This window comes from Pseudomonas sp. IPO3747 (assembly GCF_013385245.1).
Lineage (GTDB): Bacteria > Pseudomonadota > Gammaproteobacteria > Pseudomonadales > Pseudomonadaceae > Aquipseudomonas > Aquipseudomonas edaphica.
Map to the genome: position 1 here is coordinate 243,088 of NZ_JACAQL010000001.1, position 14,948 is coordinate 258,035.

The 14,948-nt window shown below is 53.5% G+C and carries 16 protein-coding genes; 11 read left to right on the forward strand and 5 right to left on the reverse strand.

The window, feature by feature from the left end; all coding sequences use genetic code 11:
- Positions 1-118 precede the first annotated feature (118 nt).
- Together cydB and HX790_RS00985 are read right to left on the reverse strand one after the other, a co-directional pair.
- Complete coding sequence (gene cydB, locus HX790_RS00980; protein WP_012723164.1) at positions 119-1,126, reverse strand: cytochrome d ubiquinol oxidase subunit II; 1,008 nt, start codon at positions 1,124-1,126, stop codon at positions 119-121.
- A gap of 3 nt (positions 1,127-1,129) precedes the next feature.
- Positions 1,130-2,557, reverse strand: coding sequence for a cytochrome ubiquinol oxidase subunit I (locus HX790_RS00985; RefSeq protein WP_012723163.1), 1,428 nt, complete (start codon positions 2,555-2,557; stop codon positions 1,130-1,132).
- A gap of 45 nt (positions 2,558-2,602) precedes the next feature.
- Here HX790_RS00985 and HX790_RS00990 point away from each other — a divergent pair, with 45 nt between their 5' ends.
- Positions 2,603-3,211, forward strand: coding sequence for a uracil-DNA glycosylase (locus HX790_RS00990; protein WP_012723162.1), 609 nt, complete (start codon positions 2,603-2,605; stop codon positions 3,209-3,211).
- Positions 3,212-3,219: 8 nt separating this feature from the next.
- On the opposite strand, the gene HX790_RS00995 is transcribed toward HX790_RS00990, so the two are convergent.
- Positions 3,220-4,389 carry a TDT family transporter gene (locus HX790_RS00995; RefSeq protein ID WP_012723161.1) on the reverse strand — a complete coding sequence of 390 codons (1,170 nt, stop codon included), beginning with the start codon at positions 4,387-4,389 and terminating at the stop codon, positions 3,220-3,222.
- A 115-nt stretch (positions 4,390-4,504) separates the two neighbouring features.
- Between HX790_RS00995 and HX790_RS01000 the strand changes: the two genes are divergently transcribed.
- The 10 genes from HX790_RS01000 to HX790_RS29760 all read left to right on the forward strand — a co-directional run bounded on the left by HX790_RS01000 (position 4,505) and on the right by HX790_RS29760 (position 12,416).
- Complete coding sequence (locus HX790_RS01000) at positions 4,505-5,401, forward strand: LysR family transcriptional regulator (RefSeq protein ID WP_012723160.1); 897 nt, start codon at positions 4,505-4,507, stop codon at positions 5,399-5,401.
- A gap of 158 nt (positions 5,402-5,559) precedes the next feature.
- Positions 5,560-6,552, forward strand: coding sequence for a beta-propeller fold lactonase family protein (locus HX790_RS01005; RefSeq protein WP_012723159.1), 993 nt, complete (start codon positions 5,560-5,562; stop codon positions 6,550-6,552).
- A 59-nt stretch (positions 6,553-6,611) separates the two neighbouring features.
- Complete coding sequence (locus HX790_RS01010; RefSeq protein WP_103388956.1) at positions 6,612-7,847, forward strand: molybdopterin-dependent oxidoreductase; 1,236 nt, start codon at positions 6,612-6,614, stop codon at positions 7,845-7,847.
- Position 7,848: 1 nt separating this feature from the next.
- Positions 7,849-8,211 (forward strand): hypothetical protein, encoded by a 363-nt coding sequence (locus HX790_RS01015; RefSeq protein WP_224265906.1) that lies wholly within the window; start codon positions 7,849-7,851, stop codon positions 8,209-8,211.
- Positions 8,208-8,714: a hypothetical protein gene (locus HX790_RS01020; RefSeq protein ID WP_012723156.1), complete on the forward strand. Its 507-nt coding sequence runs from the start codon at positions 8,208-8,210 to the stop codon at positions 8,712-8,714. Before HX790_RS01015 ends, HX790_RS01020 begins: the two co-directional genes overlap by 4 nt.
- Positions 8,707-10,164 carry a cbb3-type cytochrome c oxidase subunit I gene (locus HX790_RS01025; RefSeq protein WP_046722265.1) on the forward strand — a complete coding sequence of 486 codons (1,458 nt, stop codon included), beginning with the start codon at positions 8,707-8,709 and terminating at the stop codon, positions 10,162-10,164. The genes HX790_RS01020 and HX790_RS01025 overlap by 8 nt, the downstream gene beginning before the upstream one ends.
- Positions 10,165-10,167: 3 nt before the next feature.
- Positions 10,168-11,457 (forward strand): cbb3-type cytochrome c oxidase subunit II, encoded by a 1,290-nt coding sequence (locus HX790_RS01030; RefSeq protein ID WP_012723154.1) that lies wholly within the window; start codon positions 10,168-10,170, stop codon positions 11,455-11,457.
- A gap of 3 nt (positions 11,458-11,460) precedes the next feature.
- Positions 11,461-11,655, forward strand: coding sequence for a hypothetical protein (locus tag HX790_RS01035; protein WP_032657047.1), 195 nt, complete (start codon positions 11,461-11,463; stop codon positions 11,653-11,655).
- Positions 11,656-11,776: 121 nt separating this feature from the next.
- Positions 11,777-12,157, forward strand: coding sequence for a hypothetical protein (locus tag HX790_RS01040; protein WP_012723153.1), 381 nt, complete (start codon positions 11,777-11,779; stop codon positions 12,155-12,157).
- A gap of 169 nt (positions 12,158-12,326) precedes the next feature.
- Complete coding sequence (locus HX790_RS29760) at positions 12,327-12,416, forward strand: DUF4113 domain-containing protein (RefSeq protein WP_311138688.1); 90 nt, start codon at positions 12,327-12,329, stop codon at positions 12,414-12,416.
- Positions 12,417-12,620: 204 nt separating this feature from the next.
- Here HX790_RS29760 and istB read toward each other — a convergent pair whose 3' ends face one another.
- Positions 12,621-13,370, reverse strand: coding sequence for an IS21-like element helper ATPase IstB (istB, locus tag HX790_RS01050; protein WP_012723152.1), 750 nt, complete (start codon positions 13,368-13,370; stop codon positions 12,621-12,623).
- Positions 13,367-14,917 (reverse strand): IS21 family transposase, encoded by a 1,551-nt coding sequence (istA, locus tag HX790_RS01055; RefSeq protein ID WP_032657045.1) that lies wholly within the window; start codon positions 14,915-14,917, stop codon positions 13,367-13,369. Before istA ends, istB begins: the two co-directional genes overlap by 4 nt.
- Between the last annotated feature and the right edge of the window lie 31 nt (positions 14,918-14,948).

A 14,948-nucleotide genomic window follows, 5' to 3' on the forward strand; every position in this document is an offset into this window, starting at 1 on the left:
CTGTGTACCGAGCTACGCTCCAAGCACTGCAATAATGTCACTGATGGCGAAGTAACCCAAGGACTGCATTCCTGAACGGACTAGAGATTCCCGAGGCATTTAAAGGGTGTCAGTTCACTCAATGATAGCCTGCCTGATCGTTAACCTTTCCTCGGAACACGGAGTAGCTCCAAATGGTGTAGCCCAGAATGATCGGGATAATGAGCAGAGCACCTACAAGCATAAAACCTTGGCTTTGCGGGGGGGCTGCGGCATCCCAGATCGACGTCAACGGTGGGACGATGTTCGGCCACAGGCTGATGCCGAGGCCGCTGTAACCCAGAAAGATCAATACCAGGGTCAAGATAAAAGGCGCGTAGTGAGCACTGCTCGCCACGGCCCTGAACAACCCCCACATAGTCACCAACACTAGGACTGGCACCGGCAGGAACCAGAACAGGTTCGGTAGGCAGAACCAGCGTGCAGCGATATCGCCATGGGCGAGCGGCGTCCATAAGCTGACCACGGCGATCACAGCCAGCAGTGCCAACGTCAAAGGACGGGCCAGGTTATGCATGGCTTTTTGCAGCACGCCTTCAGTTTTCATGATCAGCCAGGTGCAGCCAAGCAAGGCATACGCAACTATCAGCGCAGCGCCGCAGAACAGACTGAACGGCGTCAGCCAGTCTAGGCCGCCCCCGGCGTACTGGCGATCGACCACCGGGAGGCCGTCGATGTAGGCGCCCAACGCCACGCCCTGGAAGAAGGTCGCCACCAGGGAGCCGCCGATAAAGGCCTTGTCCCAGATGTGGCGCTTCTCGTCAGTGGCCTTGAAACGGAACTCGAAGGCCACGCCGCGGAAAATCAGCCCGAACAGCATGAAAATCAGCGGCAGGTACAGGGCCGACAGGACCACCGAATAGGCCAGCGGGAAGGCGCCGAACAACGCCGCGCCGCCAAGCACGAGCCAGGTTTCGTTGCCGTCCCAGACAGGCGCGACCGTGTTCATCATTACGTCGCGATCGCCCGAGCCCTTCATGAAAGGAAAAAGAATGCCAATCCCTAGGTCAAAGCCGTCCATAATTACGTACATCATGATGCCGAAGATGATGATCACGGCCCAAATCAGCGGAAGATCAATGCCCATGAGTCAATGCCCCTTGTGATGGCTATCAGCATCGCCACCGTGGGCGGCAGATAGAGGACGGGCAGGTGTTCGCAGATGGCCAGGCCCACCGTGGCTAAGCGCGTCGCCTTCGTGATTTTGGGGTCCTTTACGTACCAGGCGCATCATGTAGCCCAAGCCGGTTCCGAAAAGCGCGAAATAAACCAGGACAAACAGCACTAAGGTAATGCTCATCTGCGCCACGCTATGGTTCGACGAAGCATCGGCAGTGCGCAGCAGTCCATACACTACCCAAGGCTGACGACCGATTTCAGTGGTAAACCAGCCGGCCAATAGGGCGATCAGCCCTGACGGCCCCATAAGCATCAGGAAGTATAAGAACGAGCGGCACCGGTAGAGCGTGCCGCGCTTTCGCAACCATAGACTCCACAGTCCAGTGAAAATCATCAGCATTCCCAAGCCAACCATGATACGGAACGACCAGAACACGATAGTCGAGTTGGGGCGATCCTCCGGCGCAAAGGATGCCAAGGCAGGAATCTGACGATCCAGGCTGTGGGTAAGGATCAAACTGCCCAAGTAGGGAATCTCGACGGAAAACCGGGTCTTCTCAGCCTTCATATCGGGCCAGCCAAACAGGATCAACGGCGTCGGCTCATTGCCCACGTTTTCCCAGTGGCCCTCTATTGCCGCAATTTTTGCCGGCTGATGCTCCAAAGTGTTCAACCCGTGAGCATCGCCCACCACGGCTTGTATCGGCGCCACAATCAACGCCATCCACATCGCCATTGATAACATTCGACGGACGGCCGGGTTATCGCGACCTCCCAACAGGTGCCAGGCTGCTGAAGCGCCGACAAAGAACGCCGTTGCCACGAAGGCAGCAATCGACATGTGCACCAGGCGGTAAGGAAAAGACGGATTGAAGATAATCTTCAGCCAGTCCATCGGAATCACTTGACCATGATCAATTTTGAAGCCCTGTGGGGTTTGCATCCAGCTATTAGAGGCGAGAATCCAGAACGAGGAAACCAAGGTGCCAACGGCCACCATCACGGTAGAAAAGAAATGTAGGCCACGGCCGACTCTACTCCAACCAAAAAGCATCACACCCAAGAATCCAGCTTCAAGAAAGAAAGCCGTCAGTACCTCGTAGGTCAGTAGGGTCCCCGTTATAGGGCCGGCGAAATACGAAAATCTGCTCCAATTGGTACCGAACTCATACGCCATGACCAATCCTGACACCACACCCATACCGAAGTTGACTGCGAAGATTTTGATCCAAAAGTGGTATAAGGTCCGATAGGTATTGTCATGCGTCCTCAACCAAAGACCTTCCAACACTGCTAGATAAGCAGCCAGCCCGACGGTAACTGCCGGGAACAGGATGTGGAATGAAACGGTGAAAGCGAACTGCATTCGCGCGAGGTCAAGAGCTTGAAGATCGAACATATCGTGGCCTCCTAATGGCAATTTCGTATCAATAGAGGAAGCGTCTTGTCAGTGTCGACTCACCAAGGCACCGCCCCCCTCGGGATTTCGCTTGAAGCGCGAGAAATTTTTCTGCTGATGCCGAACGTTGCGCAACTGACGCGCTGGGTGATTTCCCAGTCCACGGGCGACAAAACCTTGCCGTATTTCGATCCGTTGGATGGCGGCGTCTACGCCAAAATATTGATATTGCTAGAGTCACCCGCGCGAACGGTCAGTCGTGCACGGTATGTCTCACGAGACAATCCGGGGCCTGCACAACGCAACCTCAAAAGTTTCATGGAACAGGTTGGGTTGGAACGCCGAGAGACCGTTATCTGGAATCTATATCCTTGGCTGCCCGATCTTGAAAAGCCCAAGGCGTCGCTCCGCAGGGCGCAAATTGAGGAGGGAATTGAGAAGCTAATCACGCTGCTTCCGCATTTTCCTGATCTCGCGACTGTCGTATTTGCCGGACGTGTCGCTCAGCAGGCGATGCTGCGGGTTCGACACGCCTTTCCCGATATCTCATTGCTCGAGATGCCACACCCCAGCCCGCTTTCTGTTTGCACTCACCCGAGTGTTCGGCAACGCATCCTATCCACGCTGCGTGACGCCAAACAGTCGATTGAGTAGCCAAAGGTTCAGGGTTTGCTCATCTTGTTCAGCGAGGCGATGCAGGGCGAGATGAACAAGTTGCCGCGATACGCGCCTACCAAAGTTTTGGCCGCGACGATGATCCACATGATCGCAAGCAGCAATACCAGTACCACGCCCACAAAATTGAAGAACGCGAGGTGCAACATGGAGCCCAATTTAAGGGTAGTCACCGCATACACGCCTAGCGGAAAGGTGAAACCCCACCAGCCGAGGTTGAAAGGAATACCCTCCCTGAAGTAGCGACCGGTAATCAGCAGCGCCAAAACCATCCACCACAATCCAAGCCCCCAAAACAGCACACCACCGATCAAGCCAATGCCCTCGGCAACGCCTCCGATGCCGGCCATTCCATGAGCGGCGAAGATCGCCGGAGCGTCGCTGCCGAGTACCAGCATCCCCAACGCACCAGTACCAATGGGCCCTAATGAAAGCCAGCTCGATGCCGCCATGCTCTCATGAGGCAATTTATGCAATGCCATGCGCAGCAGCAGAATCACCAGAATACTCAAGGCAACGGGCACTGAGTATGCCCATAGCACGTAGCTGGTGATCAACAGGGTGAACTGTGCACTCGCATCAGCAAGGTGCGGCGCCAGTAGCCCACCACTGGCGGCGGCTACCTCGGCCGCAACCACAGGTAGCAGCCATACTGCTGTCATCTGGTCGATACTGTGCTGCTGGCGGGTAAACATCATGAACGGGATCAGAACCCCGCACGCCAACGCCATGGCGACATCGATCCACCACAGGACTTCAGCTAAAGCGACAACCCCATCCCCCCAGCGTGGCAAGCCATAAAGGAGAAATCCGTTGATGATTGTCGCCAGCCCCATGGGGATGGTTCCAAAAAACATCGACACGGTGGAGTGACCGAAGATCTGTTTGGCTTCATTAAAGAACAGGGCCCAGCGGCTTGCGTACAACACCGTAAAGAGGCAAAACAACGCGATATTGAAAAACCACAAGGCTTCACCTAACACTTTGGGCCACTGCGCGGCAAATGGCAGTTGGCCCAAAGCCAGAGCCAGAATCCCGGTGCCCATCGTGGCGGCGAACCAGTTAGGTGTGAACTGCCGGATCGCTTCTCGTGGATTGGACAATGCTGCCAGTGGATGGCTGCCGCCCATAATCGCTGCGAGTCGTGTATCACTCATTTTCGCGCTCCCGCTTCAGTGTTCATTCAATGTGACTTGCCTGAAGTATAGCTTGATGAGGTTAGCGGCTAAACGGATAGTATAGGTTTACGTTACCTGTTAAAGAGGTAGAAAATTGAAGTTAAGCCTACGTCAATTGCAAATCTTCTGCGCCATTGCGCAACAGGGCAGCACCACCAGCGCGGCCATCGCTGTGTCACTTTCGCAATCGGCCACCAGCGCCGCACTCAACGAGTTGGAAAGCGCCTTGGATACCCGGCTTTTCGATCGCGTAGGCAAACGCTTGGTGTTAAACAATAACGGCCAAGCATTACTGCCCCAGGCCAGAAGCATGCTTGAGAACGCGTTGCAGATAGAAAACAGCTTCCTTCCAGGGCATGCAGAGCTGAAGACTCGCTTGCGGGTAGGCTGTAGTACCACTATAGGCAACTATGTTTTGCCATTGATACTTGGCGAGTTACGCCAATCGGCTCCGCACCTGCGGGTCGATGTTGATATGGCCAACAGCATGGCTATCGCCCGGAAGGTCGCAGATTTCGAGATTGATATGGGACTGATTGAGGGACCGTGCCACTTGCCCGAACTGAGTGCCGAACCTTGGCTTGTAGATGAACTGCTCATTGTAGCGGGCCAACGTCACCCTTTAGCACTCAAGTCGCAGGTCACCCTTGATGACCTGCGTACTGCTGAGTGGCTTCTCCGCGAACCTGGCTCGGGCACTCGGGAGGAAGTCGAACAGTTGCTGTTGCGTCACCTGCACGACCTCGCTGAAACCCGCCAGATCGGCAGCTCAGAAGCCATCAAACACGTCCTTGCACAAGGCATCGGCATCAGTTGCCTGTCGAGCAGGGTCGTTCGGGATCTGCTGACTTCTCAAGACCTGATTGAACTGCCGCATGCGTTGCCTGGGCTGAGCCGGCGCTTTTTTCTGATCCGCCACCGGGAAAAATTCATCTCGTCCGGACTTGAACGGTTCTGGCAAAGTTGCACTCAGTTTGCGAGCCAAAGCTAACGAAATCTATTTGAAAAGTAGGTAACTACTACCACAACAACTTGTTTTCGGAATTTATCCCAAGCGCTTAAGGTCAACTCATTGTCTAGCAGCAATCAGCGAGCTGCATTTGCCAAGGCGCAATCTCACGCCTGGCTGCCCCTTGTGAGGAACCTCTGATGAATGTGATCAAGAAAACAGTGACTGCACTGGCGTTGGGTATCGCGCTCGCCGCATCAATGAGTGCGTCGGCAGCGGAAGATCGCTGGACCTTCGATGGTGATATTCATAACAACTCACTGGCTGTCAGCCCTGACGAATCGACAGCCGTAGTCTCCTACAGTCAGCGTCCTGACGTGGTGGTCTACGACTTGAAAACCGGCAAGGTTCGTCAGGTTCTCACCGGCTATATCACGCCACGCAACATTGTCTTTTCTCCAAACGGCGATGTGTTCTACCTTTCCGACAGCAGCTTAGGGGTCGTTCGTAAGATCGACACCAAAACATTAAAAGTCATCGCAGATCTTCCGTTAGGTGCAGGTGCTTTTGGTACCACGCTCAGCAAGGATGGGAGCCTGCTCTACGTCAACAACGAGGCCGCCAGCACCTTGTCGGTTATTGACCTTGATCACCAACGACCAGTAGCTGTGGTACCTGGCTTCTCCCAACCGCGCCAAGGCATCCGAGTAAGCCCTGACGGCAAAACCGTCTATGTCACCAACTTTCTTGGCGACAAAATCACCCTGGTCGACAGCAAGACCAATAAGATCGAAGGTGAGATCACTGGCTTCAACAAGTTGCGCGCCATCTCCATATCGGCCGACGGCAATACGCTGTACGCGGCTAACAGCGGCAGTAACAGCATCGCAGTTGTCGACACTCAAAAACGCGCTATCACAACCACCGTTATGGTGGGCAAAGACCCCTACGGTGCAGCCCTGACTCCAGACGGACTGCACGTCTACTCGGGTAACCTGGGTGACAACACCCTGTCAGTGATAGACACCAAAACGCTGAAAGTGACGACCACTGTGACCGGTTTGAAGGCACCCCGCCAGGCCATTGTCTTCACCAAAGACAAGTCGAAGGCTTATGTCCTCAACGAGGACCTGAGCATCTCCACCGTCGATCTCGCCAGCAACAAGGTGGTATCGACGCTCAAGGCTGACTGATCGAAACAACGCAGGCCTTCTCGAGGGCCTGCTGATACTCCACGACCTGGTGAATAATAATGAATGGAAGTGATGAGTTCTGGATGATGAATCGCCGTCGTTTACTCGGGTTGGCCACTAGCGCTGGTCTCGCTAGCCTGCTTCCGCGCCAAGCCCTTTCTGGAACGGACTTGGCGCAACTAGATAGGATCGAATCCGCAGAGTCCGAACGACGCCTTGTACGTTTTCCAGAGAAAACGGGACTGATTCTGATTACTGATCGTCCGCCGCAGTTGGAAACGCCGCTGCATTATTTTCGCCAGGACCTGACGCCTAACGAAGCCTATTTTGTTCGGTGGCATCTGTCGGGGTATCCAACTCAGGTCGATACGCGAACCTTTCGACTGCGTCTCGATGGCCAGGTTGCCAATCCTCAGTCTTTTTCTCTTGATGCCTTGGTCAACGAGTTCGAGCCCGTGACACTGGTGGCCATGAACCAATGTTCAGGCAATGCCAGAAGCTTGTTTGGTCCTAAACCTCCTGGTGGGCAATGGCAATTTGGCGCGATGGGAAATGCACAGTGGACAGGCGTTCGCCTCAAGGACCTCCTTGATCGTGCAGGTGTTAAAGCAGGAGCAGTCGAGGTGGCAATTTCTGGGCTGGATGAGTCGCCAATGCCAGGCTTGCCAAAGATCGTGAAGTCATTGAAGTTTGACCATGCCAATGATGGTGATGTGATGGTTGCATACGCAATGAATGGCGCACCACTGCCGATGCTCAATGGCTTTCCATTGCGCTTAGTGGTACCCGGTTGGTACGCGACTTACTGGATTAAATCATTGGCTCACATTGAGGTGCTAGATAAACCTTTAAGCAATATTTGGATGAACCAAGCCTACCGAATTCCTGATAATCCAGAGATCAACGAGGAGCCAGGAAACCTCTCCAAGAAAACGGTACCCATCAACCGCTTTGTCACTCACTCCGTATTCGTACGTCCAGAACCCGAAGAACTATTGCTTGTAAATCATCCATACATGCTAGAGGGCTTAGCCAATGATGGCGGCGATGGTATCGCTCGGGTTGAGGTTTCAGTTGACGGCGGGCGTACTTGGGCAGATGCGACGCTCGACCCCGAGATCGGCCGGTTCTCTTGGCGTCGGTGGCGCTTCGTATGGACCCCCCTTGACAAAGGCCGATACACGTTCAAGGTCCGCGCCACCAACCGCGCCGGGCAAGGTCAACTGACCACCCAGTGGAATCGGGGAGGCTATGCGCGCCGGGTTATCGAACAAACCACTGGAATGGTGGTGTGAGATGACGACATTTCTCCAGCCTAGAATGCTCTTTTTTGCCTTGATGTGTAGCCTACCTATTTGGATACCAAGCGCCTTTGCGGCCGAGGAACCGAAGGTCGATTTTGGTGCTCCCGTGCACTCAATCACTGTTCCCCACGACGAGCCCTACTTGCCGGACGGTCCGGGGCGCAGCGAATTTCTGGCACAATGCGTGATCTGCCATTCTCCTCGTTACGTTACCAACCAACCTGCATTTCCGCGTAAAACCTGGGCGGCTGAGGTCGCCAAAATGCGCGACGAATATGGAGCGCCCATCCCCGACGAAGCCGTACAACCAATCATCGATTATCTGATGTTCTTCAATGGCAAGGAGACACCATGAGTGATCCTGTTCGCGACACATCGGCCCATGGGATTTCCCGAACTGCATTGGCTATGTTGATTGGTGTATTGGCGCTCGGCACGTTGATATCTTGGAAGGTCATCGGCACCCACGGCGCCTCGGATATCACCCGACGAGGAGATGCTCTCCCGTCGCGAGTGGACTCAACAGATAAGGTCGAGTTGACCACTGCATTGGTCGGCGCAGGCGCAATTGTGGTCCAACAGCGTTGCGCAGGGTGTCATGACGCGACTCAACGTTCGGTAGGTCCTAGCTGGAATGCAGTCCTTGCACGATATAAATCTGTAATTGGGACGAAGCCGCTTAATCACGAAGCATTGGCTGTCATGGTCGCTGCCATTTCCCATCCCCAACCAGGATGGGATGGTTATTCTGCAGGGCCTACGGACATAACACTGACGCCGGAGGAGCGATCAGGAACGGCAGCATGGATTCTAAGCCGCTCCAAAACCGTTTCGTTGAAGGAGCTAAGCCATGAGTAGACTGATAGCTGGAACAGAGCATGCTCTAGACGCGAATCAACCCTCGGATATTTTGCCGCGCATTGATTACGATCTTATCAAAGCCCACGGTTATGCAGCAGTGATCACACTGTTTCTATCAGCTCTTGCGGGCCTGCTTGTTGCTCTGAAGCTGACAATGCCCGATCTGCTGAGTAGCCACGCAGCGCTGACCTGGGGTCGCCTGAGGTTCGATCACACACAAGGTATTTTTTTTGGTTGGCTTGCCAATGCTTTCTTTGCGTTCTGTTACCACATGGTCCCGCGCCTGGCTGATCGCCCGGTGTTCAGTCGCAGATTGGGCTGGGTCATTTTCTATATTTGGAATCTTGGTGTCCTTTTGCCCGGATGGTTACTTATTTCCCTCGGGCTCGATAGCCCATGGTTCGCAATACAGTCTTTAGAATGGGCGGAGTTCCCAATGATCGTGGACCTAGTGGTAGTACTCGGTCTGATTTTGGTATGTGCCCAATTCGCGGGGCCTTTCTTGCTTAAGCGGCAACGAGGAGGCTTGTATATTTCGGCTTGGTACCTGATCGGCGGAGCCGTATTTACGCTGCTTGCATATCCAGTAGGAAATTTCGCGCCTGCATTTATCCCCGGCGCGCAAGGTGCTGCATTCAGCGGGCTTTGGATTCACGACGCAGTGGGTTTGTTCGTTACGCCATTTGTACTTGCGATCTCTTACTACATTATTCCGGCCGCCACCAATCGACCTATCTATAGCCACTTTTTGTCAATGATCGGTTTCTGGTTTCTATTCTTTTTTTATCCGCTCAATGGCACTCACCATTACGTCTATTCGGCTATCCCCATGGACGCGCAGAAGGCGGCCATTATCGCCTCCGTGTATTTGGGCATGGACGTGATACTAGTTGTATTCAACCAACTGATGTCACTGCGAGGCCAAGCTTCGACAGTCGCAAGCGATGTCCCTCTGAGGTTTGTCTGGACGGGCACGGTGTTCTATTTAATCGTCAGTTTGCAGGGCGCGTTCCAGGCTCTGATGCCGGTCAACCGATTGACTCACTTTTCCGATTGGGTAATTGGCCATTCGCATCTCGCGATGCTGGGTTTTGCAACCTTCGTTGCCGCTGGCGGGATTGCCCATGCCTGGCAGCGTATACCAAACAACCGCTACAGCGCAGCGGCGATGAATTGGGCTTACTGGCTGATAACTATCGGCCTACTGGCCATGTTCACCACACTAACGGCCGGCGGTTTGGTACAGGCACAAATATGGGAAACCACCGCGCCGTGGATGGACTCTGTACGCGCATCTCTGGCGTACTGGTGGATCAGAGACCTAAGCGGATTGCCGATTCTGGCAGGCTTCATCGCGTTTTTCCTGGGCCTAACTACAGGAGCCCGAAACAACGGTGCTGCCGTAAGTACCTCTCCCGTCATTCACCCTACGTTAGCGGGAGTTTAAGGTATGCAAACGGTTACCAAGCATCGCCTGTTCAATAGCGCCTATCTGATCATATTTGTAGCCGGTATCGGCTTCTTTATCTTGTCGTTTATGCTGCTCGGGATATTGCCTGGGAAGCAACTGCAAAAGGAAATCGAGGCCCGTGCACCTGCCAACATGCAACAGTATTCCGCGAAAGAAGAACGAGGGCGCATTGTATATGCCCGCGAAGGGTGCGGTTATTGTCATACTCAACAAGTACGATTCGTAGCTCAGGACGTCAGTCGCTGGGGGGCGCCCACTGAAGCATGGGAAACGAAATACGACTACCCACAACTCTGGGGGACTCGCCGCATTGGTCCTGATTTAGCTCGGGAAACCGAGGTACGAAGTAATGATTGGCATCTGACCCACCTATTCAATCCTCGATATGTCGTTCGTGACTCTGTAATGCCTGGCTATCCCTGGTTGTTTAAAGGTGATGCCAACAAACCGACATCGGATGGAATTGACCTCGTTGCCTACTTACAGACGCTTGGTAGAGCTAGAAAAGTTTCGGGTTATGACGATCCGCTTCAGGCGCAGGTTGACGCTCAACAATCAACCCAGAAGAGCAGTAACGCGATGTCGCACGACAGCATGGCAGATGAAGAAATGTCGGCGTCACTCAATGTAAGCCAAGATGCAATCGCCGCGCGACCTCGCTTGGATGGGCCAGTGCCTGGCTTTGTGATACCTACTAACGCAAATGACCGCTCGATCGCATTACGTCTGGGACAAGCGGCTTTCGCGGAGAACTGCGCCGGGTGCCATGGTCCGAGTGGAACAGGTGATGGCTTAGCGGCGCCGACGTTGCTGCCACGTCCGGCTAACCTGCGCGATGCACAATTTACAACCCGGCATTTAGCCGATGTTTTGTGGAACGGCAGGCCCGGGACAGCAATGCCCGCTTGGAGAGACCTTGATAACTCAACGCTGGTGGCACTCACGCTTTATGTGCAAAGCCTGCATACAGCGGACGAGCGCGCCTTGCCGTCTAGCGACGTAGCGCTTGGGCAGTCTCTATTTTCCACCAATTGTGCTAGCTGCCACGGTGCCAGTGGCCAGGGCAATGGGCCTGCATCTCGCGGGCTCTCCCCACGCCCCGCGAACTTCTGGGAGAAGAAAGGCAACACGGCGTATCTGGAGAACGTCTTGCGTGAAGGCATACCAGGTACGGCAATGCCTCCCTGGAAAGCAGTGCTCTCGGACGAACAACGAACTGCTGTAGTTACCTATTTGCGTACGCTATACCAACCTACCGAGCAGGAGTGAATCATGTTTGCTTCAATGGTAATTGTGATGACCCTGATCGTTTCTGCATTCGTTGTAGCTTGGTGGGTCAGCCCTGAACTTCGGCTGTGGAGTGAGGCGCCCAAGCTCGTGATGCTTGAGCGTGAACGTCGTTTTGCTCAAATAAGAACGCCATTGGATCAACAGGGGGGGAAAGATCAGGGTTCCGGTAAAACATAATATTGGGAAGTTTTTTACGGAACTGGAATAGAACTGTCTGGCGTTCGTCTACTGTCTGGTCGCGTACTATTTCAAATAGCAGGCGAGCCTACAAAAATTCACAAAAACCAAAGGAATACGTATGTTCAAAAAAATGATCCTCACCGCTGCTGTTGCCGTCTGCTGCATATCTGGTTTTGCGTTCGCCGACGCGCCAGTCAAGGTTGCTGAAACAGACAAGGGAAAAGTACTCGTAGACGCGAAAGGAATGACTCTGTACACGTTCGGTAAGGACACCTCGGGCAAGTCGGTCTGCACTGGGCCATGCGCTGCAAACTGGCCACCTCTGGCAGTGTCGGCAAACGCCAAAGCGGATCATGATTATTCTGTCGTCACTCGAGACGATGGCACAAAACAATGGGCTTACAAAGGCATGCCACTTTACAGCTGGGTCAAAGATACCAAGCCAGGGGATACAACCGGCGACGGTGTCAACCAAGTCTGGCACGTTGCTAAACCGTAACCTCATTAATTAACAGGCTAGCATGCGCCCTGGCTTTGTCAGTGGCGCAAACTAGAAGTTTAACTACCTGATAGTTCCGCCAACGTGCGGCCGCTGCGCCTCACAAAGCATGATGGATCAGATCAACGTAAAATGGGGCCGAGGCACCGTACGCTCTTGAGATGTTCCCATAACGCCATACTGGGGTATGAAGCGCCAGATGCTAAGCCCCATTTGCACAACCCAGCTGGATCACCTCTGGACTGTTAAATTTAAATAGGGCTAGCACTGGGGCTGGGACTTACTAAAGGTTTCAACCCTCAGATCTGATTAAGGTAGGATGATTCAAAGAGCATAGCAAAAATCTTAATCCCGCCAATTATACATTATTGAAAAAACAGGTGATTGCGTTGCATTTGACCAACTGCTTGCATTCAATTTGACCAATTGCATTCGTATTGCCCACCTGGATAAACACCGGATCCTATTGCAACCGTTTGCGACTTTTGATCCTTCGCATTGATTCGCCTTTCAGTTCTATAACGTGGGACTTGTGAACGATACGGTCAAGAATTGCATCGGCAATCGTGGGGTCGGAGAACAGGTCATACCATTTTTCTTTAGGGTACTGACTTGTAATCAACAATGAGCCGTTCTGTGACTGCTCGTCGATAACGTCCAGGAGGAACGGGCCCAACTGGGCGTCAATGCCACCGATGCCCAAATCATCTATGACTAATAATTCTGCGCGGATCAAATGCCGACGTAGTTTAGGCGTGGTGTGGTCAGCGTAAGAAAGTGAGATTTCTTCAAAAAGCTTCGTGGCAGTGCGATACAGCGTCGCTCGCCCAAGGCGGCAGGCTTGGTTTCCGAGTGCGCAAGCGAGCCAGGTTTTGCCAGTGCCCGTAGCGCCCGTGATGATCACATTCTGACGTCGCGCTAACCACTCGCACTCACCAAGGGACATGACCGTATTGCGGTCTATGCCTCGAGACGCCTTGAATTCAATGCTGTCTATTGTGGCTTCATTCTCACGAAGCCTTGCGTTCTTTAGCAAACGTCCAACCTTTCTGCTCTCACGCTCGCTATTTTCGGCATCCATCATTAAACCAAGCCTTGTTTCGAATGGTTCTTTCAGCAGCGCCGGTGTTTCAAGCTGACGCTCGTAGGCTGCTGCCATCCCGTGCAGACCAAGAGACATAAGGTTTTGGGCAGTATCGAGGATTGACTTCATAGCGGCTCATCTCCCTGTGAGGCGTAGTATTCAGCACCACGTATGTTGGCGTGTTCGACCAAGGGGGCGGATCTTCGGTAGTTGGGGCGCAGGTCAGATTCGTTCCGAAGGATCGAACGCAGCCGCTCAGAACTTAGGATGTTCAAGCTATTCGCATAGCCGCACGCGGACTCAAGGCGTGACGGTGTGATTGCCCCTTTGCGAACGTCACGTTTCAGGCCAACAACGACCTTCAAACCGGTCGAGAAATCTTTCCGCAGGTTGAGGTTGTCCTTCACGAAACGGAGCGTTTCCGGCCCAATAGTCTCAGCCCAGACAATCAGAGCTTCCGGCTGGGAGTCCTGGAAATATCTGTGATTCGGGGCCAAGTGCTCTTTGAGAGTGCTAGTGCCCCGCTGACGATTGAGCTTGTGCGAGCCGATGAGACGGCGCTGATGAATGATTTCGAGCCAATCGTCTCGCACGCGCAAATCGACAAGAAGATTCGCGAAGTGGTAAGGAACCGAGTAGCTGTGCTCTTCAAATTGTACGTGGTAGTCGCTGCCTACCCTAACCTGATACACCCACTTGCTGTAGCTGTACTTATGTTCTGGGAGCGGCTTGAGGGCTGGATAGTCAAGCTCAAGGAAGCGGCTGGTTCGGCTCTTAGGGTACGTTCGAGTGATTCGACTGTTTAGCTCATCAACCCAGTAGCTGATTTTCTCGTTGAGCTCTTCTAAGGAAAAAAAGGTGCTCGCTCTCAGCCTTGCGAGAACGAATCTTTGTACCAGTTGAACAGCAATCTCACCTAGCGACTTGTCTTGCGGTTTACGCGGTCTGGCGGGGTAAATTTGAAATCCGTAGTGCTCAGAAAACTCGGCGTAGGCACGATTTAGGGTCACCACATCTCTCGTGTTTTTCGTCACTGCTGACTTCAAATTATCAGGCACAACGAACCGTGGAACCCCGTCGAAGAACTCCAGGGCCAGAATGTTGCATCTGAGCCAGTCTGGGATCGTTTGACTTCTCACGGCGGTGGCAAAAATGTATCCCGAGGCACCTAGCGTTGCCACGAACACCTGAGCTTGGCTGATTGCTCCAGTATCCGGGTTGGTCACAGGCATTGTCCTGCCACAAAAGTCCACGAAGCACTTGTCTCCGGGGAGGTGAGTCTGTCGCATGCTCAGCTTTTGCCTATTGACCCATTCACGATAAATCCGTGTGAACTGAGCATAAGACACGCCTTCTGGCTCGCTTGTACGAAACTCTTGCCATAGGAGTTCCAAGGTGATGTCAGGAAGTTTTAGCTGTTCATGGATGGCAGGCCATGACGGGTAAGCCTTCCTTTGAGATGAGACTTTTGGCTGGGTATGCAGACGCTCCGCCAGCGCTTTGTCGTCAAGGTGCTTCAGTTCTTCCCAGCTTTGTCCACACTGTGCCAACTGATCCCGAATGGTGCGAACAGTGTTATGGGACACTTTGGCTAATAGGCCAATAGCCCTATTCGACAGCTTGGGGTCGCTCGTAAGGCGTAGCACCTCGCGCTGCGTACTTATTGGCAGCCTCATATGTTCTCCTCGCGACAGGTGTGTGAACACC